Origin of the sequence: Dyella sp. (genome assembly GCF_036746095.1) — a bacterium.
Lineage (GTDB): Bacteria > Pseudomonadota > Gammaproteobacteria > Xanthomonadales > Rhodanobacteraceae > Dyella_B.
In genome coordinates this window covers 1-24,422 of record NZ_DAIOEU010000026.1, presented here as the reverse complement: position 1 = coordinate 24,422, position 24,422 = coordinate 1, and the positions used below count along the sequence as shown (strand labels likewise).

Below are 24,422 nucleotides of genomic sequence, written 5' to 3'. Positions count from 1 at the left end.
CTTTTTTTGTGGTGGAACGACTGCTACGAGATGGGCACCGGCATCACGGTGCCCGGAAAAGCGTCATGCCTGCGCGAGCTGCACCGATCGATGCGTGTCCTGCAGCGCGCCGTTCTGGCCGTAGGTGCCGGTTTGCGTTTCGCTGCCGGTGAGCACCGCCAGCGCACGCCGTACCTGCGCCAGGCGTTGCCCGACCAGCGCGCCGTTGCGTTGATTCTTGTCGCGGCAAACCGTCAGCGACTTCAGCAATTCCTGCCATTGCGTCTCGACCTGCTGCGCGGCCTCGGTGGATGTGCTGCACAGGTGCAGGCGTTCCACGTCGAGTTGTTCGAGCCGGCGCATCAGCATCTGCTTGGCTTCGCCCGAGCGGTTGAGCGCGTTGGCGTCGGCGACGTTGAGCGCTTCGCGTTCCTCGTCCAGCACGGTGATCAGCTGCGAGGTAGTCGCGCTCATCTCGTCCAGGACGGCGCGCAGTGCGGCACCGAGTTCAGCCTGCAGGTTCGGGCTCATGGCATGGGTTTCTTATTTGGAGCCGCCGATCTGGCCTTCCAGCGAAACCAGGCTGCTGGCGATGGCGTGTGGGTTGACCTGGTAGGTACCGGCGGCCAGCTGCTGCTTGATCTGCTCCACCTTGTGGGTGTCGACCGGCGCGTTGGCGCTGCTGGCCTGCTGCAGGGCACGGGCCGAATCGGTCAGATGCACGCTGTCGTCAGTCTGCGAAACCGAGGAGCTGGCCGACGGGGTCGCCGTGGCGGTCTGGGCGGCGCCGTTTTCGGCGTTGGTCGTCGCGAGCGGGAGCTGCGGCAAGCCATTGGACGAGATGGTTGTATTCATGGTTCTTGGCGTTCTCTCGATGTACCTCGGTAAGGGTATCGGCGGCGTCCGGGAAAACTTGAATGCGCCGATCGCCCTTCAGTATGTAGGTTCGTCCAACGTTAAGGTAAGGCCCTCACCTGGCCTTCTCCGATCACTACGCCGCTGATAATTCGGCCGGAATTGTCATTGCGAACCCTCAGGCGGGCGCCGGTGTCCCCGCCATCCAGGGCCATGCCATGGGTGCGCACCTCGATGCCGTCCACCTGGGCCACCAGTTCCACATCCTCGCCGGAATGCACGGTCTCCCGGCCGGCAAAGTCGCCCGGTTCCAACACCACGCCGGCAATCAGCGGGCGGCCCAGCGAGTGGCCGAGGATCTGGTCGAGGCTTTCGATATAGCCATAACCGAGCCGCGCCACGTCGCGTTCTTCGCTATGCACGTCGCCCGGACCGGGGATGTCGCCGCGCGCCATCGGATGGCTGGTGACCAGTACGTTGCGGAATACCTGCATCTGCACCGGTACCTGGATGCTCCAGCCCGGAGCGCCGGCGCAGCTGACCGCGACGGCCACGCGCGAGGGAATGCCTTGGCGCATCGGCAGGCGTGTCTGCAAGGCATGCGGGCAGGTGGCGAAATGCAAGCGCGGGTTGAGCCGCGTCGGCACGATCACGACCCGGCTGCCGGCCGTGCCGTATTGCGTGCGGACGGCTTGTTCGGCGGCGGTGCGCAGGTCGGCGGCGGTGGTGTCGGCGTGGGCTGGGGTGATGAGTGCTAGTAGCGATGCTGCTGCCAAAGCAGTGGGGTTTCGCGCAATGCTCGTTCTTGCCTTGTCGTCATTCCGGCGAAGGCCGGAATCCAGTTTTAATACGCTGTGCGAAGCACTCAAAACTAATAATGTGTCCTTCGGACGCATATTTAGACTGGATTCCGGCCTTCGCCGGAATGACGGTAAGGAAAGCATGCGAGCCGGCAAAAACCTCATGCCCCCTCGCCAGCCAGAATCAAAGCCAGCTGGCTATTGATCGCCTCGCGCTCACTCTCCAATTTCTCCGACATCTGCGCGGCCTGCTCGAACTGCCCGTTGCCGAGCAATTCCAGAAACGCCTCGCCGTGTTCGCGCAAGCGTGCAGCGGATGCATGCAGGCTGGCGCTCGACGGGCCATTGCCGCAGCGTGCCGTAAGCCGATCGAGGCTGCGCTTCAACACATCGGTATCGAACCAGCGCCGATCGAGCGAGGTGGGCTCCTGCAGCGCCAGTTCCATGCTCTGGCGCAAACCGATCACCGACTCGCGCACAGTCAGGCTGAGGCTGGCCGTGTCGTTGCCGCTTTCGCCTTCCAGCCAGCCGAGGCACAGGCGATGCGCGAGCGCCGCCGCACGGCCGAGCGCCTCGCCATGGCGGCGCGTTTCATACGCGCGGCGCTGCAAGGCGCCCAGCGTGGCTTTCAAGGCGGTGGCGCGCACGTGCGAACCATCCTGGCTGTCGCGTAGCGAACGCAAGCGCTCGCCTGCGCCCTGCAGTGTTTCGCTGCCTTGCTGCAACGTGCGTTCGGTGGCGTTGACGCCGGTCTGTGCACGCTCCAACCGTTGCAGGCTCTGCTGCACGTTGCCGTTCATCTGCAGCGAGAACTCGCCGATGGAACTGGTGACGGTCTCGATCTCCGCCGTCGCCTGCGCGGTTTTCTCAGCCAGCTGCTTCACCTCGTCCGCCACCACGGCAAAGCCACGGCCCGCATCGCCGGCACGCGCCGCTTCGATCGCGGCGTTCAAGGCGACCAGGTTGGTTTGATGGGCGATGTCCTGCACGCTGGTGGTGAGCGCACGAATTTGCGCGACCTGCTCGGTCAGCAGGCTCTGGCTCTGGTTCATCGCGGACAACGCGCTGCGCAGCAGGCGCAGCTGGCCGTTGAGTTCGCTGACATTGGCCGTACTCTGCTCGCCGGCCTTGGCCGCTTGCTCGACGCCGCCCTGCGCCTGCTGCAGCGTGGCCGACATGCCGGCGCTGCCGTCCGTCAACTGTCCGACGCTGTCGCGGCTTTCGCCAATCGATTGTTCCAGGGCGGACTGCTCGCGATGCAGCACCTGCGCATGCGTCAGTACCAGGCTTTGTTGCTCCAGCGACTGCAAGGCCACCACGGCCGGCGCACGCGGCGCCAGGCGCGCGAACACCGGCTCGAGCAGCTTGGCCGCACGGGGATGCTGGTGGCGCAAGCGTGCGACTTCAGCCTCGTTGCCAGCCACTGCGGCTTGGATCAAGGCGGCCAGATGCTGGCTGCGGATCAGACTCATAGACAAAAGAGTTCCGTTGATGGGTTTTCAGACATCGGCGGGAAAGGTCGAAAGTTGAGGAAGCAAAGCATGTGCCACGCTGTTCCGTGGTTGGCATGCGGCTCAAGTCGGCACACCTCGCGCCGATACATGCATGTCCCACATTGCATCCAGGAACCGCATGAGCACCGCCACACTGCTGGACAGCGTGGAAAGCCACACCCGCCTGGCCGGCCACAATCGCGTGGCGATGCTGCTGTTTCGCCTGGGCGACAAGCAGCTGTTCGGCATCAACGTGTTCAAGGTGCGCGAGGTATTGCGCAAGCCGGCGATGGAAAAGCTGCCAGGCATGCATCAGTGGCTGGCAGGCAGCTTCGACTACCGCGGCAAAACCATTCCGGTGATCGACCTGGCCCTGGCCATGGGCTATCCGCCGCTGACCGACGTAGCGTCCGCGCACGTGGTGGTGACCGAGTTCAGCCGTTCCATGCAGGGTTTCCTGGTGGCGGATTTCCAGCGCATCGTGCATTGCACCGGCGAATCGCTGGAGGCGCCGTCGGTGACGCTGGGCTTCGGCAATCGCGTCAACGCAGTGAGCCGCATCGACGGCCAGCTGATGGCGGTGGTCGACGTGGAACACGTGCTGGCCAGCATCGAAGAGGTGGCAACCGAGATCTCGCCGCATCTGCAACAGCAGGCCGGGCTTCGCCAGCTACCCACGCGCCGCATCATGGTGGTGGACGATTCGGTGGTGGCGCGCGGGCGCCTGATCCACCTGTTCAAGCAGGTCAACCTCGAATGCGTGATTGCGCAGGACGGCCAGGAAGCGCTGGAGCTGCTTACCGGCATGATGCAAAACGATGGCGAACGCGTCGCACTGGTGATTTCCGATATCGAGATGCCGCGCCTGGACGGCTACGCGTTGACGCGTGCGATCCGCGAAACGCCCGCGCTGCGCCAACTCAAAGTGGTGCTGCACAGTTCTTTAAGCGGTGTCTTCAATGAGACCCTGGTACGCGACGTCGGCGCCGATCGCTTCATCGCAAAGTTCCAGCCCGATCTGTTGGCGAAAACCGTGCTCGAGCTGATGGACCCGTCAACAAATTGACGGCGCCTGCGCCGCAGCGGTGATGTCGGGAATCCGTCCCGGCGCGCCGGTATAACGTCGCCGCACATCATGCGCAGCTGGTGCAACTGGCTGCAAATGGCTTTGCGATGCGGTTTGCACGGCCTTGTCAAGCCGTGGCATGCAACTTGCTCAAATCCCTCCGCAGGCGGTTATCGGCCGCGGGGACGCATTCATGAGCAATCTTCTCGACAACGTGTTCGGTTTGAGTGGCCAGGCACTGGATGTGTGGCAGCGCCGTTCCGAAGTGATTGCATCGAACATCGCCAACGCCGACACGCCCGAATACAAGGCGCGCGACGTCGACTTCCGCCAGGTATTGCAGCAAGCAAGCGGCGAGCCTTCTGGGGCGCTTGCCTTGAGCACGCCGACACCGGGCCAGATGACGAGCACGAGCGAATCCGCCGATAGCTTGAAATACCGCGTGCCGCTGCAACCGAGCATGGACGGCAACACCGTCGATGCGCAGGTCGAGCAATCCGCATTCGCCAGCAACATGGTGCATTACCAGGCCAGCCTCAGCTTCATCAACAGCACGATCCAGCAGCTGCGCCTGGCCATCAATGGTGGAGGACAAAGCTGATGTCCCTGATGAAGATTTTCGACACCGCCGGTTCCGGCATGTCCGCCGAATCGCTGCGGCTCAACACCGTCGCCAGCAACCTCGCCAACGCCGACAGCGTCAGCAGCAGTCCCAATACCGCTTACAAAGCGAAGGAGCTGATGTTCGCGCCGGTGCTGCAGCAACAGAGCGGTGCGGCGGAAGGCGAAGCCAACGCGAACGTCGGCGTGCGCATGGCCGGCGTCACCGAAAGCCAGCAGCCGGTGGAGTCGCATTACGAACCGGGCAACCCGATGGCGGATGCCAACGGTTTCGTCTACGGCAGCAACGTCAATCCGATCGATGAGCTAGTGAACATGATTTCCGCGTCGCGTTCGTATCAGAACAACGTGGAAGTGATGAACACCACCAAGCAGCTCATGATCAAGACCATCAACCTGGGCAGCTAAGAGCCTCCTTAGGGTCTCGGCGTGGCCCGCGCCGGATCTGTTTGCTTGTAGGGCAAGGAGGAACGAAGGCGTGTATGTCGATACACAACTGAGAGAGGACGCCGCCCGGCGAGCAAACAGCTCCGGCCCGAAGGGTTGCCACGGTGCGTCCACCATGCGGCAGCGCGCGGCTTGGCTTGCCAGCCAGGCAAGCGCTGCGCCGCACACTACCACCTGGCGGACGCACCGTGACAACGCGGGCTACGCCGAGACCCTAAGGAGGCTCTCATGAGCGCCGTAGGCAGCAGCACCAATAGCTATTCCGCTTCAGGCCTGAGCCTCACCGGCAGCACGGTGACCAGCACCCCGAGCGGTTCGACCATGACGCAGTCGGATTTCCTGCAACTGCTGACCACGCAGCTCACCGCGCAGGATCCCACCCAGCCGATGGACAACTCGCAGATGGCGGCCGAGATGGCGCAATTCGCGCAGCTTGGCACCTTGCAGAACATCCAGAGCAGCCTTACCGGATTGAGCAGCAGCATCGGCGCCAATGCGCAAAGTGCGCAGGTGCTGAGTTCCGCCAGCCTGGTCGGCCGGCAGGTGCTGGTGCCATCGAACGCACTCACCTATAGCGGCGGCTCGGTCAACGGCGGCGTCAACGTCAGCACGGCCGGGGATGTCGTGGTCACCATCAAGGACACCAACGGCAACGTGGTCAACACCATCGACCTCGGCGCGCAGCCGGCCGGCCTTTCCTCGTTCAGCTGGAATGGCAAGGACAGCAGCGGCAACGCCGTCGCCAATGGCACCTACGCCGTCTCGGCCAACAATGGCGGCAACAGCGCCGCGCTCACCACGTATGTGGCCGGCTCGGTGACCGGCGTCGGTTACGGCGGCAGCAGCACGGGTACGTATTTGCAAGTGGCGGGTATCGGCGGCGTGCCGCTGAGCCAGGTCGCACAGATCAACTGACGACGCGCGATCGCGCACACCGTCATCCATCAGGGGGTACAAACAGCATGGCTCTCAATCAGGCGCTCAGTGGCATCAACGCGGCCCAGGACCAGTTGAACGTCATTTCCAACAACGTCGCCAACGCGGGCACCGTGGGCTTCAAGGGGTCCACTGCACAGTTCTCCGAAGTGTATGCAGTGACCGGCCTTAACTTAAGTTCGGTGGCCGTGGGCAGCGGCGCGGAACTCACCGGCGTTGCGCAAGGCTTTTCGCAGGGCGACCTGGAAACCACCAACGGCAGCCTGGACATGGCGCTCAGCGGCAACGGCTTCTTCATCGTCAACAACGGCACCGGCGATCAATACACACGCGACGGCGCCTTTCATGAAGACGCCAACGGCAACGTGGTGACCGCCGACGGCTCCAAGCTGCAGGTCTATCCGCCGAATGCAGCCGGTGGTTTCAACACCAGCACGCTGACCAACCTGCAACTCAATACCGCACAGAGTGCGGCGACGCCGACCAGCACCATCTCGGTCAGCTCGAATTTGCCAGCCGGCGCAGCGCTGCCGGTCGACACGCCGTTCAGCCCGACCGATGCGAACAGCTACAACAACGCATCGACGCTTACCGTGTACGACTCGCAGGGCGGTTCGCACTCGGCGACGGTGTATTACGTGAAGACCGCCAACAACACCTGGAACGCCAACCTCTACATCGACGGCAACAGCGCCGGTACGGCAGCGATGACGTTCAACAGTGCCGGCACGCTGGTCACGCCGGCCAATGGCAATCTCAGCTTTACGCCGACCCAGCCCACCAACGGCGCCACGTTCCCCGCCACCATGACCTTGAACGTGGCCAACAGCACGCAGTTCGGCACGGCGTACGCACCGGGCACCATCAACCAGAACGGCTTCGAAGCCGGCGTGCTGGAAAACGTGGAAATCGGCACCGACGGTATCGTCACCGCGGTCTACTCCAACAACCAGACCAGCCAGCTCGGCCAGATCGCGGTAGCCAATTTCGCCAACCTGCAGGGCTTGCAGCAAGTGGGCAACAACCGCTGGCTGGCGACGCAATCGTCCGGCACCGCGGTGCTCGGCACGGCCAGCGTCGGCCAGTTCGGCAACATCGAGCAGGGCCAGCTGGAAACCTCCAACACTTCCGACACCACCGCGCAGCTGGTCAACATGATTCAGGCGCAGCAGGACTACGAAGCGAATTCGCAGATGCTGGGCACGGTGAACTCGCTGTCGCAGACGTTGTTCCAGGCTGTGTCACGCGGGTAATAGCGCATGGATCGTTCCGTCTACATCGCCATGACCGGTGCCACGCAGACCATGCGTGCGCAGGATGCGGTAAGCCACAACCTGGCCAACGCATCCACCACCGGTTTCAAGAGCGAGCTGAGCGCGTTTCAAAGCGTGCCGGTGCTTGGGCCCGGCGCCAGCACGCGCATCAACGCGGTGGCGCACGGCCTGGGACAGGACGACACGCAAGGCACGATCCAGCATACCGGCCGTTCGCTCGACATCGCCGTGAACGGTCCGGGCTGGATCGCCGTGCAGGCGCCGGATGGCACCGAAGCGTATACGCGCGCCGGCGACCTGCAGCTCGGACCCGATGGCAGCCTTACCGATGCGCGCGGCAACCCGGTGATGGGTTCGGGTGGTCCGATCACCATTCCCGACAGCGCGAAAATCAGCATCGGCAACGACGGCACCATTTCCACCGTGCCGATGGGGCAGGGGCCCAACACCATCGCCGCGGTCGGCCAGATCAAGCTGGTCAATCCGGATCCCACGCAGATGAGCGAGGGCGCCGATGGCCTGATGCATATGAGCGATGGCAGCACCGCCGATGCCGACAGCACGGTGACGCTCACTTCCGGTGCGCTGGAAGCGAGCAACGTCAATCCCTCGTCCGAGCTGGTGAAGATGATCTCGCTGTCGCGGCAGTACGAAATGCAGGTGCGTTCGATCAAGACCGCCGAAGACGACGCGGATGACAGTACCAAGTTGTTGCAGTCGAGCTGATGCCATGTCCAAGCACTTGCCACACGACGCACACGCATCCACCGACAAAGAAGAGTACGTAGCGCTGCAAATCATCGGCCGCCTGTTGCTCATCACCAAACCCATCTGGAGCTAAACCCATGTTCTCTTCCCTCTGGATCGCCAAGACCGGCCTGGATGCGCAGCAGACGCAGATGGACGTGATCTCCAACAACCTGGCGAACGCCAGCACCACCGGCTTCAAGACTTCGCGCGCGTCGTTCCAGGATTTGATGTACCAGAACGAAGGCCAGCCCGGCAGCCAGACCACGCAGCAGACGGAAGCGCCATCCGGCTTGCTGCTCGGCACCGGCGTAAAGGTCGTCGGCAGCGAGAAACTCTTTACACAAGGCGCGATCACGCAGACCGGCAATTCGCTGGACGTTGCCATTCAAGGCAACGGTTTCCTGCAGGTAACGATGCCCGATGGCACCGTCGCCTACACGCGCGACGGTTCGCTGCATGAAGATTCCACCGGCCAGCTCGTCACCGCCGACGGCTATCCGCTGGTGCCGGCGATCACGCTGCCGGCAAACGTCAACAGCGTCACCATCGGCACCGACGGCACGGTCAGCGCGACCAGCAACGGCTCCACCGCGTCCACCACGCTCGGCGTGGTCCAGCTGGCCAATTTCGTGAACCCCGCCGGCCTGCAGCCGATGGGACAGAACCTCTATCTGGAAACCCAATCCAGCGGCACGGCACAGACCGGGCAGCCCGGCATCAACGGCATGGGCACGCTCGCGCAAGGCTCGCTGGAATCGTCCAACACCAACGTGGTGGAGGAGATGGTGAACATGATCCAGGCCCAACGTACCTATGAAATGAACTCCAAGTCGATCAGTGCCGTGGACGACATGTTGCAGTTCGTGATTAACAAGACTTGATGGTGATTTATGACTTATGCATCCGTGTTATGGCGCATCGCTTCGCTTTCGCTGCTCGCCGCGGCGCTGGCCGGTTGCGGCGCCATCCAGGAGCGCCAGAAACAGGATGACGCGAAATGGGCCGCCACCGCGCCGGTCGAGGAAACCTCGCCGCCGCCGCCGGATGGCTCGATCTATCACGACATGCAGAACATGGAGCTGTTCAACGATGCGCGTGCGCATCGCGTCGGCGACATCCTGACCATCAACCTGGTCGAGTCGATGCAGGCAAGCAAGAAATCCGAAACCACCACCAGCAAGAGCGACAAGGTGAATGTGGGTGCGCCGCAGATCCTTGGGCAATCACTGCGTATCGCCGGACAGTCGGCCAATTCCTCGCTCAATTCGGCCAACAGTTTCGATGGTGCAGGCAGCAGCACGCAGAGCAACCAATTGAGTGGCCAGATCACCGTGACGGTAGCCAAGCGCCTGTCCAACGGCGGCCTGCTGGTGCGCGGTGAAAAATGGCTGACCATCAACCAGGGCCAGGAGCTGATACGCATCTCCGGCATCGTGCGTCCCGAGGATATCGCGCAGGACAACTCGGTCGATTCCACGCGCGTGGCGGATGCCAACATCACCTACACCGGCCGCGGCACCTTGAATGAGGCCAATACGCAGGGGTGGTTGGCGAAGTTCTTCAATTCGAAGTGGATGCCGTTTTGAGCTTTTCACTCCTTCGCGCCAAGAACCACCAGCTCCCTCTCCCCTCCGGGGAGAGGGTGGGGGTGAGGGGCGAATCTAGCGACGAACGTAAATCGGGCGCAATGCATATGCAGATCATCCATCGCAGTAAAAGTGAGCTTGGCGACAAGAGCCGCCCCTCACCCCCACCCTCTCCCCGGAGGGGAGAGGGAGCTGGCTTAGTGGCGCTGTTGGTTCTCTTGCTGGGCTTCATCCCCACCGCCCACGCCGACAAAATCCGCGACCTGGTTCAAGTCGCCGGCGTCCGCAGCAACCAACTCGTCGGCTATGGCTTAGTGGTAGGCCTGGACGGCACTGGCGACCAGACCACGCAGGCACCGTTCACCACGCAAAGCCTGGAAAACATGCTCAAGCAATTCGGCGTGTCGGTTCCTTCCACCGGCATCCAGCCGCAGCTGAAAGACGTCGCGGCAGTGACGATCACCGCCGAGCTGCCGCCGTTCGCCAAGCCCGGGCAGACCATCGACATTACGGTGGCCTCGATCGGCAATGCCAAGAGCCTGCGTGGCGGTGAACTGTTGATGTCGCCCTTGCGTGGCGCGGACGGCAATGTCTACGCCGTCGCGCAAGGCAGCGTCGTGGTCGGTGGCGTCAGTGCATCGGGCCGCAGCGGTTCCAGTGTGCAGATCAATATTTCCGCCAGCGGCCGCATTCCGAATGGCGCATCGGTCGAACGCACCGTGCCCAATTCCTTCAATCATGGCGGCGACATCGTGTTGAATCTCGACACGGCCGATTACGCCACCGCCAACCACATCGTCGATGCCATCAACCATTTGTATGGCTCCGGCACGGCGCGTGCGCTGGACGGCGGTTCGGTATCCGTGCGCGGGCCGGTCGATCCCAGCCAGAAAGTGGCGTGGCTGGGCGCGATCGAAGCGCTGGACGTCGATCCCGGTGAAGCGCCCGCGCGCGTGATCGTCAACTCACGCACCGGCACGGTGGTGATCGGCGCGGACGTGCGCGTGACGGCCGCGGCGGTGGCGCATGGTTCGATCCAGGTGACCATCAGCGAGCAGCCGCAGGTCAGCCAGCCCGGTCCTTTCAGCAATGGAACCACGCAGGTGGTGCCGAACAGTTCGGTATCGGTGACCCAGCAAGGCGCGCACATGTTCAAGTTCGGTCCCGGCGTCAGCCTGGATTCGATCGTGCGCGCGGTGAATCAAGTGGGCGCGACGCCGACGGATCTGATCTCGATTCTCGAGGCGCTCAAGCAGGCCGGCGCCTTGCATGCGGATCTGGTGGTGATCTGATGGCTGACATCGGCAACGTCGCGGCACAAACGCTGAACACATGGACCGACCTGTCCGGGTTCAGCGCGCTGCGTCATCAGGCCGATACCGACAGCAACGCCGCGTTGCCGGCCGTCGCCAAGCAGTTCGAATCGATGTTTACCGAAATGCTGCTGAAGTCGATGCGCGAGGCGAACTTCGGCGATCCCTTGTTCGAAAGCCAGGCCACCGATGCCTGGCAGGACATGTATGACCAGCAGCTCTCATTGAATCTCTCCCAGCATGGCAAGGGGCTGGGCATCGCCGACTTGCTGATCCATCAGCTCGGTGGCCACGGCCAAGGCGATGCAGGCAAGGCCGGTGCGGTGGACCCGAATGCCGCCGGCCTGGTCGATAACTGGAAGCAACGCTTGTTCGACCTCGCCGATGCCACGCAATCGGCAGCGCGCAAGGCGATGGCATGGGTGCCGCAGGATGCCGAGGCCTTCGTGCGCGAACTCGCGCCGCAGGCCAGCATCGTGGCGAAGGAGTTGGGCCTATCGGTGCGCACCGTGCTGGCGCAGGCGGCGCTGGAAACGCAATGGGGCAAGCACATGCCCGTGCATGCCGACGGCAGCAGCAGCTTCAACCTGTTCGGCATCAAGGCCGGCGGCGGCTGGGGCGGCTCGCGCGTGAACGTGCCCACGGTGGAATACGAAGGCGGCATTGCCGTGCGCAAACAGGCGCAATTCCGCTCCTACAAATCGACGGCCGAATCGCTGGCTGACTACGCCGACCTGATCGGCAAGGACCCGCGCTACGCCGGCGCGCGCGGCCGCGGCGACGACGTGCTCGGTTATGCCCATGCGCTGGTCGAGGGCGGCTATGCCACCGACCCGTCGTACGCCGGCAAGGTGGCGGCCATCGCCAACAGCAGCGTGATGCGCCAGGCCCTGGAAGCGCTCAAGAAATCGGTAGGGGTGCCGAATTTATGACTAGTCGACGGGTACCAACCCACCTCGCCGTCGTCATTCCGGCGCAGGCCGGAATCCAGTTCGAATACGGCGTGCGAAGCACACAAAACCTTTTAAGTCGTGTGCTGCGCACAGCGTGTTTTAACTGGATTCCTCGCTCCTCAAGGCTGAGCACATCCATGTGCTCTCCCCGCGTACCGGCCTGCGCCGGAATGACGGCTCATTGACCAAGGAAATGCCCCTCCCATGTCCAGCATCCTCAACATCGGCATTTCCGGTCTCAACGCAGCCCAGGTCGCGCTGAGCACGGTCAGCAACAACATCGCCAACGCCAGCACCAGCGGCTACAGCGAAGAAAGCGTGTTGCAGTCCGAAACGATCGGCCAGAGCAACGGCCAGTACACGATCGGCTCCGGCGTGAACGTCACAGCCGTGCAGCGCGCCTACAGCCAATACCTGACGCAGGCGGTGTGGAGCAGCAACAGCAACCTGCAAGGCGCGACCACCACCAACACGCTCACCACCTCGCTCAACGGTTTCCTCGCCAGCAGCGGCAACCTGCAGACCTCGCTGGATAACCTCTACAGCGGCTTCAGCAGCGTGGCCAATTCGCCGAGTTCGTCTTCGGTGCGGCAGGCGGCCTTGGGTAGCGCTTCCTCGCTGACCAATGTGTTCAACACGCTCGGCCAGCAGCTCGGCAAGCAATCGGCGCAGGTCAATCAACAGATCGGTGGCACCGTCACCAGCATCAACACGCTGGCTACGCAGATCGCCAAGCTCAACAACCAGATTCTGCAGGCCGGCAGCACCGGCAACCCGAACGCCCTGCTTGATCAGCGCGACACGCTGGTGCAGCAACTGTCCGGGCTGACCGGTATTTCCGCATCCACCAACAACGACGGTTCGATCAGCGTCTACACCTCGGCCGGCGGCACCCTGGTAAGCGGCGCGCAGTCGTATGCGCTGGCCAGCGGCGCCAATCAATACGATCCAGGCAGCACCGATGTGTACGACAGCGCGGGCAACGACATCACCTCACAGCTGAGCGGCGGCACGCTGGGTGCGCTGGTGAACTACCGCGACACCGTGCTGCAGCCTGCGCAGAACGCGCTGGGACAATCGGCGATTGCATTGGCTTCCAGCGTCAACGGCCAGCAGGCGGCCGGACTGGATCTCAATGGCCAGCAAGGCAAGCCTATTTTCAGTGTCGGTTCGCCGGCGGTGTTGCCGTCGAGCAAGAATTCCGCCGGCGGCGCCACGGTAACCGCGTCGGTGAGCGATGTGTCACAGCTCACCACGTCCGACTATCTGCTGCGCTACACCGGTGCGGGTACCGGCACCAATGGCTGGACGCTATCGACGACGAGCGGCCAGAACGTGGCGCTTACCGCCAACGGCAACGGCACGCTGTCCGCGGATGGCCTTACCTTCGGCGTATCCGGCACGGCGCAGACCGGCGACAGCTACGAAATCGAACCGACGCGCAGTGCGTCGACGTCGCTGTCAGTGGCGATGACCGATCCGAACGGCATTGCCGCCGCTGCCGCGCTGACGGCTTCGGCAGGCACCGGCAATATCGGTACCGGCAAGGCGGGTCCGGTCAGCGTGAGCAATTCGGCCAACAGCAATCTGCTTGCCGGCGCCACCGTCACGTTCGGCGCGGGCGGCAATTACTCGATTACCGATGGCGCGGGCAACACCACCACCGGCACGTACACGTCAGGACAGCCGATCACGGCCGATGGCTGGAGCCTGAGCCTGACCGGTGTGCCGGCCAGCGGCGACACGTTCAAGGTAGCGGCCAATACCAATGGCCTCAATGACAACAGCAATGCTCTGTCACTGGCTGCGCTGTCGGAGGCAGGTGTGACCAATGGCGGCAAGACCTCGGTGATCGCCAACTACGCCAACCTCACCGCACAGATCGGCAGCGCCGGCAGCCTGGCCAATGCCGATCTCACCACGCAAACGAATATCTACAACCAGGCCATGAGCACGCAGCAAAGCTATGCCGGCGTCAACCTCAACCAGGAGGCGGCCAACATGGTGCAGTTCCAGCAGGCCTACCAGGCTTCGGCGCAGGTGATCTCCACCGCCGAGCAGATCTTCACCAGTCTGATCACCGCCCTTCAGAACGGCTAAAGCCAAGGTTTTCCGATGCGCATCTCGACTTCCTGGATGTATCAGCAACAGCTCAATACCATGCTCGACCAGCAAAGTGCGCTGGCGCAGACGCAAAACGAAATCAGCACCGGCAATGCGATCAACGTGGCGTCGGACAATCCTACCGGTGCCGCGCAAGTGGTGCAGCTGAGCCACATCCTGGCGCAGAACACGCAGTACGGCAGCAACATCAATGCGGCCAATACGCGCCTGTCCACCGAATCGACCACGCTCACCACCGTCAACAATCTGCTGAGCAGCGTGAACGACATTGCCCTGGGCGCGATCAACGGCGCCATGTCATCCGCCGATCTCAACAACATGGCCACGCAGCTGACGCAGTACCGCGACCAGTTGGTGCAGCTTGCCAACACCACCGACGGCAACGGCCAGGCACTTTTTGCTGGAACCAGCACCACCACGACGCCCTTCGTGTCGAACACCAGCACGGGCGCGGTCACGTACGCCGGCAACGACCAGCAATCCTTCACCGCGATCGGCAGTGGCTTGCAGGTCGCCAGCAGCGATGCCGGCAGCGACATCTTCATGAACCTGGCGGCGGGCAACGGCTCGTTCGTGGCCAGCGCGGCCAGCAGCAACACCGGCACGCTGGTGGTGGGTTCCAATAGTGTCACCAACACCGCGGCATGGAGCGCCGCCACCGCATCCGGACCCATCAACGACACCATCACTTTTGGCGCGAACGGCAGCTACAGCGTGACCGATGCGGCTGGCAATCCGGTCACCGACAGCAGCGGCAACCCGGTGACCGGCAGCTACACCGATGGCGGCAGCATCAGCTTCAACGGCATCACCATCAACATGAGCGGCACGCCGAACACAGGCGACACGGTCAAGCTGCAGTCGGACAACGCATCGAACACGCAGGACGTGTTCACCACGCTCAACAACATGATCACCGCGCTGCAGAGCGGCGGCAGCTCGACGTCCATCACCAACACGCTCAACCGCCAGCTCGAATCGCTCAACCAGTCGATGAATGCGGTGTCCAATGCACAGGTTTCCGTCGGCAGCCGCATCGATACGCTGCAGCAGCAGGGCAGCGCCTATTCCGACCTCAGCATCACCTACAAGAGCGCGCTGTCCGACGTGAAGAACGTCGACATGGCCTCGGCCATCAGCAATCTCTCGCTGCAATCCACGGCGTTGCAGGCATCGCAGCAGGTGTTCGCCAAGATCCAGGGCACCAGCCTGTTCGACTACCTGCGTTAATCGACTTATTTACCCAAGGCCACGTCATGCTGCGGCAAGTTCTCAAAGACTACACACAGATCGATACCATCGACACGCAGCTGGTGCCGGGCGGCGAATCGGCGGCGCCCAAGGAACTGATCTTCCACATCATGCAGGACAACGCCGCCAACGTCGAAGTGCTGGATATCGGCTTCGGCAAGGGCGGCCTGGGCGAACTGCTCAAGAGCCACCCGGCCACGCAGCATTGGTCGGTCGATGCGGTGGATGGTTTCGAAGGCGCCTTCAACAACCAGGCCCTGTTCGAACGAAAGATCTATCGCAACGCCTGGCACGGCCTGGCGCAGAGCATTCCTTCCGATCGCCTTGCCAGCTACGACATCATCTGCCTGCTCGACGTCATCGAGCATCTCAATGCGGAAACGGCCAAGTGGCTGCTGCGCACGCTGCTCACCAGCATGGGCGAAAATTCGTTTCTCTTCATCAGCACGCCGCTGTGGTTCTACCCGCAGCACAGCCAGCAAAGCGGCGACCTGGAAGAACACCTGATCGGCGTGCCTGCCAGTTCCATGATGGCGCTGGTGCCAATGATGTACGCCGTAAACCCGCCATTGATCGGCGGCTTCGTACTCGGCAAACGCAGCCTGGACTTCATCGAATTCTTCCAGCCGACGGCGGACAAGAGTTTTTCGTACCAGCGCGGCACGATGCTGGCGAGCGCAACCGGGTTTCAGAATGTGCCGGGGAAGTTGTTCAAGCTGATGTAATAAGTTCGTCCAGAGCCACGTAGGCTGGGATGAAATCCCCGCCTACAACTTACTGAAGCGAATTACTGAAGCGAACGCTCCCACATCTGCCCGACCAGGTCATGGCCAAAGCTGTGGTGCGGCTCTTCCGACACCAGCGAAAAGCCGGCGGCCTGGTAGATACGGCGGGCGGAAACCAGGATGTCATTGGTCCATAGCAGCATCCTTGAATAGCCAGCGTCGGTCGCAAAGTTGATGCATGCATCGACCAGCCGTTTGCCGATGCCAAGCCCGCGTGCTTTCGGATCGACCAGCAGGCAGCGCAGCTGCGCAGCGGAAGGATCATCCGCATTGCGCACCACGAACACGCAGCCCACGCGTTCGCCATCCACTTCGGCCACCCACATGCGTTCCCTGGCCGGATCGTCCCTGCTGGCGAACTGCGCAAACAACGTGGCGACCAAGGCTTCGAATTCGCCATTCCAGCCGAATTCGTCGGCATAAAGCTGGCCGTGCCGCTCGATCGCCCAGCCGATGTCGCCGATGCGATGCGTGCGCACCACAACCTGGTTGCCGTGATTGGCGGGCGACAGCAGCCGCTGCATTTCCTGCATCAAATTCAGCAGGCGCTGGCGCCCGGGTTCCGAAAGGCGGGACAAATGGAATGCGGTGAGCCGATGCGACATACGATCCAGTTCGCGGAACGCTTTGCGCCCTTCTGGGGTGAGCGACAGCAACCATTGCCGGCCGTCCTCTTTACATGGCTTTCGCGCCACCAGTCCCTGTGCGATGAAACCCTGCATCACGCGACTGAGATAGCCGGCATCCAGACCCAGCAAATCGCCGATTTCGCGGGCTATGATGGCCTTTCGGATGCCAAGCTCAAACAGTACGCGCGCCTGCGTCAAGGTGAACGAGCTACCCAGCAATCCCTCGTCGAGCACGCCGATCTGTTGCGTGTAGAAGCGGTTGAAGTCGCGTACGGCTTCGGCCTGGTGGGACAGCGACTCGGAAATGGGCATGGTGGGTCTCCTGCCGTTTTCCGAACGGTATGCCGGACTAGTTGACTCAGTCAACTAATTCGGCATGGGCGCAACGAGGACCACTACAGGAGCGAGTGATGCGTTATTGGTTTTTTATGGCTGTTGCGATTGTGACCGAGGTGATCGGTACGCTGGCGATGAAATTTGGCACGTTCCTTGACGCACGCGGCCTGGGATTGGCTGTGATGTACGTGATGCTGGTGCTTTCCTATACCGCGCTTGCCCTGGCTGTGGCGCGTATTCCGCTGGCGGTGGCCTATGGTGCGTGGGAAAGCCTGGGGTTAGTGCTGATCACGCTGTGCAGCTTCTGGCTGTTTTCGGAAACGCTAAGCGTGGTCAAGCTTGTTGCGATCGCCGTCATCATCATCGGTATCGTACTGCTTGAGCGTGGTACGGAAGAGCAGCCGCATTCACCCAATGGAGGCGATCATGCTGCCTGATTTCGCGCCGGTCCATCTGCTTTACCTGGCCATGGCCATCGCACTGGAAGTCACCGCGAACGTATTGATGAAGCTTTCCGAAGGCTTCAAACGGAAAGCCTGGGCTATCATGGCCATAGTGTGCGCGTTGGCGGCATTTACGGCGCTGAGCTACGCGATCGAAGGCATCCAGCTCTCGGTGGCCTACGGCATTTGGGGTGGCGTAGGGCTTGTTGTCACGGCTGTATTCGGAATCGTGATGTTCAAGGAGCGACTGCGGGTTTCGGGGTGGATAGGGTTGGGGATGATCATGGGCGGTGTGGTGTTGTTGAAGTTCGTGTAAGGGGATGCGACTCGTGGACTGGGCGCCGCTTTCAAGCAGCAGGCTGATAGCGAGATGTCATCCCGGTCTACGGAGATCAATTCGGCATCCACGCATCCCGCCAAGCCACCAATTTGTCGCCTTCCAGCATCCAATCCTTCAGCACGGCATCGCGCAACGCATCGCCTGTCTTCGCCGTGGCATCCAGATCATCCAGGTGCATGCGGATCGCGCTGATCCACTCCTTGTAACGATTCTTCACGCGCGTCACCGGCAAACCGCTCTGATACGGCACGATATCGGTGCAGATCACCGGAAACCCGCAAGCGCCGTATTCGAGCAAACGCAGGTTGCTCTTGCATTCGTTGAACGCATTTTCTTCCAACGGCGCCAACGCAAGATCCAGATTCAACGAAGCAAGCTTGCGCGGGTATTCCTCGATCGGCACGCCGGTGTGGAACTCATGCACGTACGGGCGCAGCTTGTCGGGGCACATGCCGAAGAACACCCATTCCACTTCATCGGCCAGGTCGCGCACCACATCGGCGATCAGTTCCAGGTCGCCGCGATGGCTGGAACCGCCGCCCCAGCCGACGCGCGGCTTACGGCCGACGCGGCGTTGCGACGACAGGTCGCTCCACCAATCCACTGGCAGGCGGTTCAGCACCACGCGGATATCCGAGTGGAAGCCTTTGAATTCATCCGCCAAGGCGTCGGTGGAAACCACAAAGCGGTCCATCGTCGACAAGGCGCGGCGCAGCGACTTCACCACGTCCTTCGGCATCAGGCCGTGGAACATGCTTTTCACGGGAATCTGCTGGATCAGGTCATCCAGCTCGAACACCTTGAATGCCCTGGAATAGTCGCGATAGCTTTCCAGCAGCTTGATCTGGTGTTCGTTGATCTGCCGCTGCATCACCAATGACGTCGGTTGGAAGCGTTCCATCGCCACCGGCGTCAGGTGCACGCCGGCGATGGTGCCTTCCACCATGCCTTCGCGTTGCATCGAGGCGAACGGTTGGCGGATGCGGTAGTGCCCGCAGCCGTGTTCGTCGGCGGCGACACAGAACATGCGTGGCAACAACGGACTGGCAAACGGCTGCCACGCCTTGCTGCGCAGCGGGTCGAGTTCGAAGCCCGAGCCGTCGATGCTGAGGTTGGTGCTGTAGGCGGGATCGCGCGCCAGCAGGGCCAGCCACTTGCGGTACATCGCGCTCTGCTCGCCTTCGAAGCGTTTCTGTTTGGCCTCCTGCGCGGTCTTGTCGACCTTGGTCTGGCTGACGCTGCCCACGTGCATCAGGCGTGCGTACGGCGTCCATACGGCGAGATAGCCAGCCTTGTGCACTTTCAGGCACAAGTCGACGTCGTTGTAGGACACCTTGAAATCCTGCTCGTCCAGCCCGCCCACTTCGTCATACACGGATTTGCGGATCATCAGGCACGCGGCCGTGACGGCGGTGTAGTTCTGATCCACGCGCAGGCGATGCATATAGCCATCCGCTTCCATCGGCTGGCCGATGAACGGATGGTCGGCCGGGCCGCGCAAGCCCAGCACCACGCCACCATGCTGGATGCGGCCGTCGGGGAAATGCAGCTTGGCGCCGACGATGCCGACTTCCGGCCGTTGCGCATGGTTGAGCAGTGCTTCGATCCAGTCCGCATGCAAGACGGCGGTGTCGTTGTTGAGCAGGATCAGGTATTCGCCGCGCGCCTGTGCCGCGGCGAAATTGTTGATCGCCGAGTAGTTGAACGGGTGCGGATAACGCAACACGCGCAACTGCTGGCTGTTCAGGCGCTCGATGCCGTCTAGATACGCGCACGCCGCCGGCTCGCCGGTGTTGTTGTCGACGATCAGCAATTCGTAATTGAGATAGCTGGTCTTGGACAGCAGGCTGTCGATCAGGCCGTTGAGCAGCGGCAGCTGGTCCTTGGTCGGCACGATGATCGACACCAGCGGTTGCCGCGCATGCTGGTACAGCACGCGGTTGAAGCCGGGCAGCGCCCCTTGCTCCATGCGGTGCGGCACGCGGATGCGCGTGAGGTGGTTGGCGACGATCGCCGCGCTGTGCGTTTTCACCGTCTCCGAGGCCAGCCACTGGCTGTACGGCAGCGCGGCACGCAGCATCACTTCGGCGACATGCCCAATGGCCTGCAGGCCATCGGTTTCGATCAGGCGGAACAGCAGGTCGTATGGCGCCAGCTCGCCGTAGTGCGGCTGCAAGTTGCCAAGCTCCAGGCAACGCGTGCGCTGGAAGGCGAGTGCGCGGCCGACATACGGATAGCTGCGCAGCATGTCGAGATTGAAGTCCGGCTTGAAGATCGGCTGCTCGAATGCGCCGTTCACGTGCGCGTCTTCATCGGCATAGACGGCGCGCAGATACGGATGCGCTACCGCGCGCTCGGCCAGCAGCAGCAAGGCGGCGGGATGCAGCTGATCGCCGGCGTAAAGCAGCTGAACCCAGTCGGCATCGCTGGCGGCGATTTCGCCATGCAGGCGTTGCATCACGTCGTCGTCGCTGCCGATCACGCTCAAGTGATGGTGCGGGTAGTGCTGTGCTTCCAGGCTGTCCTGCGTGAGGCGTACGGCGTCCACATCGTTGCCGCGATCGATCACGATCACCTGCACGCGCGGCGCGCCATGCGCCTCGATGCGGCGCATCGCCTGCGCCACCGCGATAGCGCCGAGTTGCTGCTGCGCCTGCCAATGCTTGTAGAGATTCGAGGGCGGCGGCGGAATCAGCCATTCGGGGAGGATCTTCAGGTGGCGATCGGTGCGGTTCCAGCAATCGCCCTCGTGGATTTCGCGCGCAAAGGCTTCATTGATGTTGCGGCCGTGGCCGATCCACTCCGCCGAGGCGTCGATCAGCAGACGCTTGCACAGCCAGGTGACGCGCTCGGCCGGCGCGGCCAGGCCGAGCAGGGTTTCCAGTCCCGCTTCATAAGCGATCTGCCACAAGCCCACATACACCGGAATCTGCTTTTCCACCGGCTGCCGGGCACGCCATTCGCCACCGTGGAAGGCGAGGCTTTCGCCATCCGCGTCCAGGTAGATATGGGCGGGCAGGGCATCGAGCCATTCGGCGGGAATCTTGTCTTCGTCGTCGGCCTGCGCATAGATCAATGCGCCCCATTTGCGCAGCAAGGCAACCAACAGATCGGCGCGTTGCGCGTGGATGGCTTTGCGGATCAGCACCAGCAGCGAGCGTCCCGGTGCGAGCGGATACGGCTCGCGCACGGGATCGAAGGCCGAGCCGACCCAGGTTGCAGCCGGCGACAAGGCGCGTGGCACCACCTGTACGGCGCCACGTTTCCCAATGTATTCGGTGACCGTATTGCCGGCCGGTACGCGATGATCGGCAAAGCTTTGTGCCAGCACGTTGGCGCGCAGCGGCGAAGGCGTGCCGCTGCGCCGTGCGACCAGCAGCAGGCCGGGGGCGTGTTCGGCCAGCGTGCCGGCTTCGAAATGCATTTCCCATTGCGTCGCTTCCTTGCCGGCCTCGCGCAGCAGCGGGCGTTGGGCGATCAGGTCGTCCAGGCGCAGCGCGGGCGCGGTGTGCTGCGCCTGTGCGGAAATCAGCACTTCCGGCAGCAAGGCGTCGGGGAAGGCGAGGCGCGTGTCGATCTCGGCGAGTCCCGTCGCGCGCAACGCGGCTTCGAGGCTGGCGCGCGATGGAATGTCCCGGCGTTCCGGCGCGGCCTGGCGATTGGGCAGCGCCAGCATGAGGATGCCATCGGGTTTCAACGCGGCCGAGGCGATGGCGATCGTTTCGCGCAGTACATCGCCACGCGGCCACGCTTCGGCGTAACCATCCGCGAAGGTGAGCGACACCACGTCGTAGTCGGGTTGCAGCGCGAGTTCGCGCAAGGTCGCCTGAAACACGCGCGCTTGCGGGCAGTCACGCAAGCGTGCTGCCGCCACGCGCGCCCAGTGCGGGGCGTATTCGATGGCGTCGACGGCGCAGCCGCGTTCGACCCATGCGCGCGTCAGCACGCCGCCGCCGCATCCGATTTCCAGCACGCGCGTGCCGGCGGGAAGATCCTCCCATGCCTGCAGCAGGTTGGCGCGGCGGGGCGACAGCTGCAAGGCGCTGCTGCGGCTGTGGATTTCCTTCACCAGTGCCGCGGAATACACGCTGGTATCGGCGGCCTCTTTCACCACGTCGTACACCTGCGCGGCAAGCGCGTGCAGCGAGGTGTGCACCGGGCGGTTGCGCAACGGCGCATGCCACACGCCCTCGTCGTTCTGCAGGAAGGCGTCCAGGGGCCAGCTGGACGGCAGCACGCCCAGTTGCGCCACCACGCGCAATACGGTGTCGTCGTGGGCGCTGTTGAGGATTTCGTCGTGCGCCAGGAATTCGTTCCAGTCGCGCGAGCCCTTGCCATCGGCAAAGCCCTTGTCGAACTTGCGGCGGCATTCCTCTTCCGATTTGCTCCAGTAATGATTGATGCGCAGCTTGTTCACCGAGACCCTGCTGGTGAACGGGCCATCGATCGGCTGGCCGTTCTCGTCGACCGCCCGCGCGTTGTCGGCATAGAGCATGAAATGCGCGTTCTTGCAGGCCGCCACCTTGGACGGCTGCACGATGCTTTTTATATGTGCGTTCTCCGAACGGTAGCTGCCGTCCGGCAGGCGCAGGTGCGCGTACGGCACGCCGCCGTTGAGGTCGCCGCGGCGCAGGTAGTTCTCCAGCACGCCGCCTGGCGGCTTTTGCTGGTGCCCGGCGGAGCCGAACATCACCCAGTTCACGCCCACGCCGGGATGCTCCGCGTAGTCGGCCAGCACGTCCGGCAAATAGTTGGCATCGGGGGCGAACAGGAATTCGTCCACGTCGATGAAGGCGATCCAGTCCGCTTCGCTGCCGTGCGTCTTCAGGCAGTGCTCGTACGCCTGCAACTGCGCCGGATGCTGCGGCCATTCGTGCAGCACCACCGCGCCGGAGGCGATATGCGGTTGCAGTACATCGAGGTAACGATCCGCGCTGTTGTTGTTGTAGAGATAGAAGCGTTCCACGCCCATGAGCTGATGGAACTCGATCCATTCGCGCAGGTAGGCGGCTTCATCCTTGAATACGGCGCAAATCGCAAGCACGCAACGCATGGGGTTTCCTCGTCTGGTCTATGTGCCATGGACGCGCGAGCGTCGGAAATCTGACGCTTCCGGCGCGTTCCAGGCCGGGTATGCGAGGGTGGGAGCAATGTTGGTGCCAACTTGGGCGCTTACCCTTCTGGGAGAGGGTTGGGGTGAAGGACAGCCTCGCGCTGGCGTTGGTATTACTTCGTCTTCGTGCCGGCTGAGGTCGGCATCCGGGTCGAGTACGCGCTGTGCGAAGCACCCGCCGACATAACGCACTGTCGCTGCACTTCGCAGATTGAGGCATTGCCTGCGGCGCTTTCGGTCGCCGTAGGCGACCGAGTCACTTTTCTTTGCTGGCCCAAAGAAAAGTAACCCAAAGAAACGGCCTCAAAGGCTCGCGGCACAGGAAAATAAAAGCCTGAACGTTTACGGCCTTTGAGAAATCGTTGGTCGCCACAGGTTCTACCTTCCCGCTATACCGCAACGCGCCGAAGCGTTGAGGGCTCAAAGCGGTACTCGATCAAGCTCAACTGTTTGCGAGCTTTAAGTCCTCAGTGCTTTGGCGCGTTGCGGTATAGCGGGGCGGCGTGAGCTTGGTCCGCTAACGATCAAGGCATGGCGTCAAACCTCCAGGCTTGTAACCCGCACTACGCCATGAGCTCTTCAGGCCATTTCTTTGGGTTACTTTTCTTTGGGCCAGCAAAGAAAAGTGACTCGGGCCCTTTAGGGTCCGAAAGCGCCGCAGGCAATGTCGCAACAATGCGTCGAGAGCCACCGCGCAAAGAACCCCATCGACGTACCGCGACAACCAAAAAAACCGCACGCCTCGACCGCGCCATCAAAACCTTTAGCGCTCCCCATCACACTTTTCGCACCCATCTCTTTGGCCAGACAACAAAAAATTTCTCAAGTAATCCTCGCCAGCGCCGAAAAAGTCCCTGAGGCGGTCGGCACAGCAAAACGTGACTGGATCCCGCCGGCTTGAGTACCACTTATCCGGTTTCAGGAGACTTCCATGTCACTCGTTCTAAACACCAACATTGCTTCGCTGACTGCCCAGAACAACCTGAGCAAGTCGGGCAGTGCGCTGTCCACCGCCACCCGCGACCTGTCGTCGGGCCTGAAGATCAACAGCGCGGCGGACAATGCTGCGGGCTTCGCCATTGCTAGCCGTTTCCAGACGCAGATCGGCGGCCTGGGACAAGCCAGCACCAACGCCAGCGATGCCATCAACCTGGCCCAGACCGCGGGTTCCGCGCTGAGCCAGATCACCTCCAACCTGCAGTCCATCCGTGACTTGGCCGTGCAGTCCGCCAACGGCACGTACCAGTCCTCCGACCGCGCCGCGATCGACACCTCGGTGCAGCAGTACCTGTCGGAAATCACCCGCATCGCCAACCAGACCAGCTTCA

At 62.6% G+C, this 24,422-nt stretch carries 21 protein-coding genes and 1 pseudogene; 16 read left to right on the top strand and 6 right to left on the bottom strand.

The features are described from left to right. Positions 1 to 63: 63 nt before the first annotated feature. The 4 genes from V7M64_RS12090 to V7M64_RS12075 form a co-directional block, all read right to left on the bottom strand. The gene (locus V7M64_RS12090; protein ID WP_333679400.1) at positions 64 to 510 is read right to left on the bottom strand and encodes a flagellar protein FlgN; all 447 of its coding nucleotides are present in this window, start codon (positions 508 to 510) and stop codon (positions 64 to 66) included. Positions 511 to 522: 12 nt separating this feature from the next. Beyond that, a complete protein-coding gene (gene flgM, locus V7M64_RS12085; RefSeq protein ID WP_333679399.1) occupies positions 523 to 834 on the bottom strand; it encodes a flagellar biosynthesis anti-sigma factor FlgM in 312 nt (103 codons plus the stop codon). 101 nt (positions 835 to 935) lie between these two features. Continuing rightward, positions 936 to 1,610: a flagellar basal body P-ring formation chaperone FlgA gene (flgA, locus tag V7M64_RS12080; RefSeq protein WP_333679398.1), complete on the bottom strand. Its 675-nt coding sequence runs from the start codon at positions 1,608 to 1,610 to the stop codon at positions 936 to 938. Between the two features lie 185 nt (positions 1,611 to 1,795). Next, positions 1,796 to 3,106, bottom strand: a complete 1,311-nt coding sequence (locus V7M64_RS12075) for a methyl-accepting chemotaxis protein (RefSeq protein WP_333679397.1) — start codon at positions 3,104 to 3,106, stop codon at positions 1,796 to 1,798. A 160-nt stretch (positions 3,107 to 3,266) separates the two neighbouring features. On the opposite strand from V7M64_RS12075, the gene V7M64_RS12070 reads away from it, so the two are divergent. The 13 genes from V7M64_RS12070 (at position 3,267) to V7M64_RS12010 (ending at position 16,173) form a co-directional block, all read left to right on the top strand. Further along, a complete protein-coding gene (locus V7M64_RS12070; RefSeq protein WP_333679396.1) occupies positions 3,267 to 4,193 on the top strand; it encodes a chemotaxis protein in 927 nt (308 codons plus the stop codon). A 193-nt stretch (positions 4,194 to 4,386) separates the two neighbouring features. Beyond that, positions 4,387 to 4,794 (top strand): flagellar basal body rod protein FlgB, encoded by a 408-nt coding sequence (gene flgB / locus V7M64_RS12065; RefSeq protein ID WP_333679395.1) that lies wholly within the window; start codon positions 4,387 to 4,389, stop codon positions 4,792 to 4,794. Continuing rightward, positions 4,794 to 5,222 carry a flagellar basal body rod protein FlgC gene (gene flgC, locus V7M64_RS12060; RefSeq protein ID WP_333679394.1) on the top strand — a complete coding sequence of 143 codons (429 nt, stop codon included), beginning with the start codon at positions 4,794 to 4,796 and terminating at the stop codon, positions 5,220 to 5,222. The genes flgB and flgC overlap by 1 nt, the downstream gene beginning before the upstream one ends. Before the next feature lie 267 nt (positions 5,223 to 5,489). Then, positions 5,490 to 6,176 carry a FlgD immunoglobulin-like domain containing protein gene (locus V7M64_RS12055; protein WP_333679393.1) on the top strand — a complete coding sequence of 229 codons (687 nt, stop codon included), beginning with the start codon at positions 5,490 to 5,492 and terminating at the stop codon, positions 6,174 to 6,176. 47 nt (positions 6,177 to 6,223) lie between these two features. After that, entirely contained in the window at positions 6,224 to 7,450 is a 1,227-nt protein-coding gene (locus V7M64_RS12050; RefSeq protein ID WP_333679392.1) for a flagellar hook protein FlgE, read from the top strand. 6 nt (positions 7,451 to 7,456) lie between these two features. Continuing rightward, complete coding sequence (gene flgF, locus V7M64_RS12045; RefSeq protein ID WP_333679391.1) at positions 7,457 to 8,197, top strand: flagellar basal-body rod protein FlgF; 741 nt, start codon at positions 7,457 to 7,459, stop codon at positions 8,195 to 8,197. Positions 8,198 to 8,316: 119 nt separating this feature from the next. Next, positions 8,317 to 9,102: a flagellar basal-body rod protein FlgG gene (flgG, locus tag V7M64_RS12040; protein WP_333679390.1), complete on the top strand. Its 786-nt coding sequence runs from the start codon at positions 8,317 to 8,319 to the stop codon at positions 9,100 to 9,102. A gap of 9 nt (positions 9,103 to 9,111) precedes the next feature. Beyond that, on the top strand, positions 9,112 to 9,807 hold the full coding sequence (flgH, locus tag V7M64_RS12035; protein WP_333679389.1) for a flagellar basal body L-ring protein FlgH: 696 nt from the start codon (positions 9,112 to 9,114) through the stop codon (positions 9,805 to 9,807). A gap of 200 nt (positions 9,808 to 10,007) precedes the next feature. Continuing rightward, positions 10,008 to 11,099 carry a flagellar basal body P-ring protein FlgI gene (locus V7M64_RS12030; protein WP_333679388.1) on the top strand — a complete coding sequence of 364 codons (1,092 nt, stop codon included), beginning with the start codon at positions 10,008 to 10,010 and terminating at the stop codon, positions 11,097 to 11,099. Then, entirely contained in the window at positions 11,099 to 12,052 is a 954-nt protein-coding gene (gene flgJ, locus V7M64_RS12025) for a flagellar assembly peptidoglycan hydrolase FlgJ (protein ID WP_333679387.1), read from the top strand. The genes V7M64_RS12030 and flgJ overlap by 1 nt, the downstream gene beginning before the upstream one ends. Positions 12,053 to 12,277: 225 nt before the next feature. Beyond that, the gene (flgK, locus tag V7M64_RS12020) at positions 12,278 to 14,173 is read left to right on the top strand and encodes a flagellar hook-associated protein FlgK (protein ID WP_333679386.1); all 1,896 of its coding nucleotides are present in this window, start codon (positions 12,278 to 12,280) and stop codon (positions 14,171 to 14,173) included. 15 nt (positions 14,174 to 14,188) lie between these two features. Further along, positions 14,189 to 15,427 carry a flagellar hook-associated protein FlgL gene (flgL, locus tag V7M64_RS12015; protein WP_333679385.1) on the top strand — a complete coding sequence of 413 codons (1,239 nt, stop codon included), beginning with the start codon at positions 14,189 to 14,191 and terminating at the stop codon, positions 15,425 to 15,427. A gap of 26 nt (positions 15,428 to 15,453) precedes the next feature. Continuing rightward, complete coding sequence (locus tag V7M64_RS12010) at positions 15,454 to 16,173, top strand: methyltransferase domain-containing protein (protein WP_333679384.1); 720 nt, start codon at positions 15,454 to 15,456, stop codon at positions 16,171 to 16,173. A 62-nt stretch (positions 16,174 to 16,235) separates the two neighbouring features. Here V7M64_RS12010 and V7M64_RS12005 read toward each other — a convergent pair whose 3' ends face one another. Beyond that, a complete protein-coding gene (locus tag V7M64_RS12005) occupies positions 16,236 to 17,174 on the bottom strand; it encodes a helix-turn-helix domain-containing GNAT family N-acetyltransferase (protein WP_333679383.1) in 939 nt (312 codons plus the stop codon). Positions 17,175 to 17,272: 98 nt separating this feature from the next. Here V7M64_RS12005 and V7M64_RS12000 point away from each other — a divergent pair, with 98 nt between their 5' ends. Further along, on the top strand, positions 17,273 to 17,635 hold the full coding sequence (locus tag V7M64_RS12000) for an SMR family transporter (protein ID WP_333679426.1): 363 nt from the start codon (positions 17,273 to 17,275) through the stop codon (positions 17,633 to 17,635). Further along, complete coding sequence (mdtI, locus tag V7M64_RS11995) at positions 17,625 to 17,957, top strand: multidrug/spermidine efflux SMR transporter subunit MdtI (RefSeq protein ID WP_333679382.1); 333 nt, start codon at positions 17,625 to 17,627, stop codon at positions 17,955 to 17,957. Before V7M64_RS12000 ends, mdtI begins: the two co-directional genes overlap by 11 nt. 76 nt (positions 17,958 to 18,033) lie before the next feature. Here mdtI and V7M64_RS11990 read toward each other — a convergent pair whose 3' ends face one another. Next, entirely contained in the window at positions 18,034 to 23,034 is a 5,001-nt protein-coding gene (locus V7M64_RS11990; RefSeq protein WP_333679381.1) for a glycosyltransferase family 92 protein, read from the bottom strand. A 991-nt stretch (positions 23,035 to 24,025) separates the two neighbouring features. Here V7M64_RS11990 and V7M64_RS11985 point away from each other — a divergent pair. Then, positions 24,026 to 24,422 (top strand): annotated as a pseudogene (locus tag V7M64_RS11985) (flagellin/flagellar hook associated protein); the annotation flags it as partial.

Coding starts and splice junctions, on each gene's coding strand:
- V7M64_RS11990 (WP_333679381.1), bottom strand. CDS start 23,034: ATGCGTTGCGTGCTTGCGATTTGCGCCGTATTCAAGGATGAAGCCGCC.
- flgH (WP_333679389.1), top strand. CDS start 9,112: ATGACTTATGCATCCGTGTTATGGCGCATCGCTTCGCTTTCGCTGCTC.
- flgG (WP_333679390.1), top strand. CDS start 8,317: ATGTTCTCTTCCCTCTGGATCGCCAAGACCGGCCTGGATGCGCAGCAG.
- flgB (WP_333679395.1), top strand. CDS start 4,387: ATGAGCAATCTTCTCGACAACGTGTTCGGTTTGAGTGGCCAGGCACTG.
- flgC (WP_333679394.1), top strand. CDS start 4,794: ATGTCCCTGATGAAGATTTTCGACACCGCCGGTTCCGGCATGTCCGCC.
- V7M64_RS12005 (WP_333679383.1), bottom strand. CDS start 17,174: ATGCCCATTTCCGAGTCGCTGTCCCACCAGGCCGAAGCCGTACGCGAC.
- flgL (WP_333679385.1), top strand. CDS start 14,189: ATGCGCATCTCGACTTCCTGGATGTATCAGCAACAGCTCAATACCATG.
- flgJ (WP_333679387.1), top strand. CDS start 11,099: ATGGCTGACATCGGCAACGTCGCGGCACAAACGCTGAACACATGGACC.
- V7M64_RS12090 (WP_333679400.1), bottom strand. CDS start 510: ATGAGCCCGAACCTGCAGGCTGAACTCGGTGCCGCACTGCGCGCCGTC.
- flgK (WP_333679386.1), top strand. CDS start 12,278: ATGTCCAGCATCCTCAACATCGGCATTTCCGGTCTCAACGCAGCCCAG.
- V7M64_RS12070 (WP_333679396.1), top strand. CDS start 3,267: ATGAGCACCGCCACACTGCTGGACAGCGTGGAAAGCCACACCCGCCTG.
- V7M64_RS12010 (WP_333679384.1), top strand. CDS start 15,454: ATGCTGCGGCAAGTTCTCAAAGACTACACACAGATCGATACCATCGAC.
- V7M64_RS12050 (WP_333679392.1), top strand. CDS start 6,224: ATGGCTCTCAATCAGGCGCTCAGTGGCATCAACGCGGCCCAGGACCAG.
- flgM (WP_333679399.1), bottom strand. CDS start 834: ATGAATACAACCATCTCGTCCAATGGCTTGCCGCAGCTCCCGCTCGCG.
- V7M64_RS12055 (WP_333679393.1), top strand. CDS start 5,490: ATGAGCGCCGTAGGCAGCAGCACCAATAGCTATTCCGCTTCAGGCCTG.
- mdtI (WP_333679382.1), top strand. CDS start 17,625: ATGCTGCCTGATTTCGCGCCGGTCCATCTGCTTTACCTGGCCATGGCC.
- flgF (WP_333679391.1), top strand. CDS start 7,457: ATGGATCGTTCCGTCTACATCGCCATGACCGGTGCCACGCAGACCATG.
- V7M64_RS12000 (WP_333679426.1), top strand. CDS start 17,273: ATGCGTTATTGGTTTTTTATGGCTGTTGCGATTGTGACCGAGGTGATC.
- V7M64_RS12075 (WP_333679397.1), bottom strand. CDS start 3,106: ATGAGTCTGATCCGCAGCCAGCATCTGGCCGCCTTGATCCAAGCCGCA.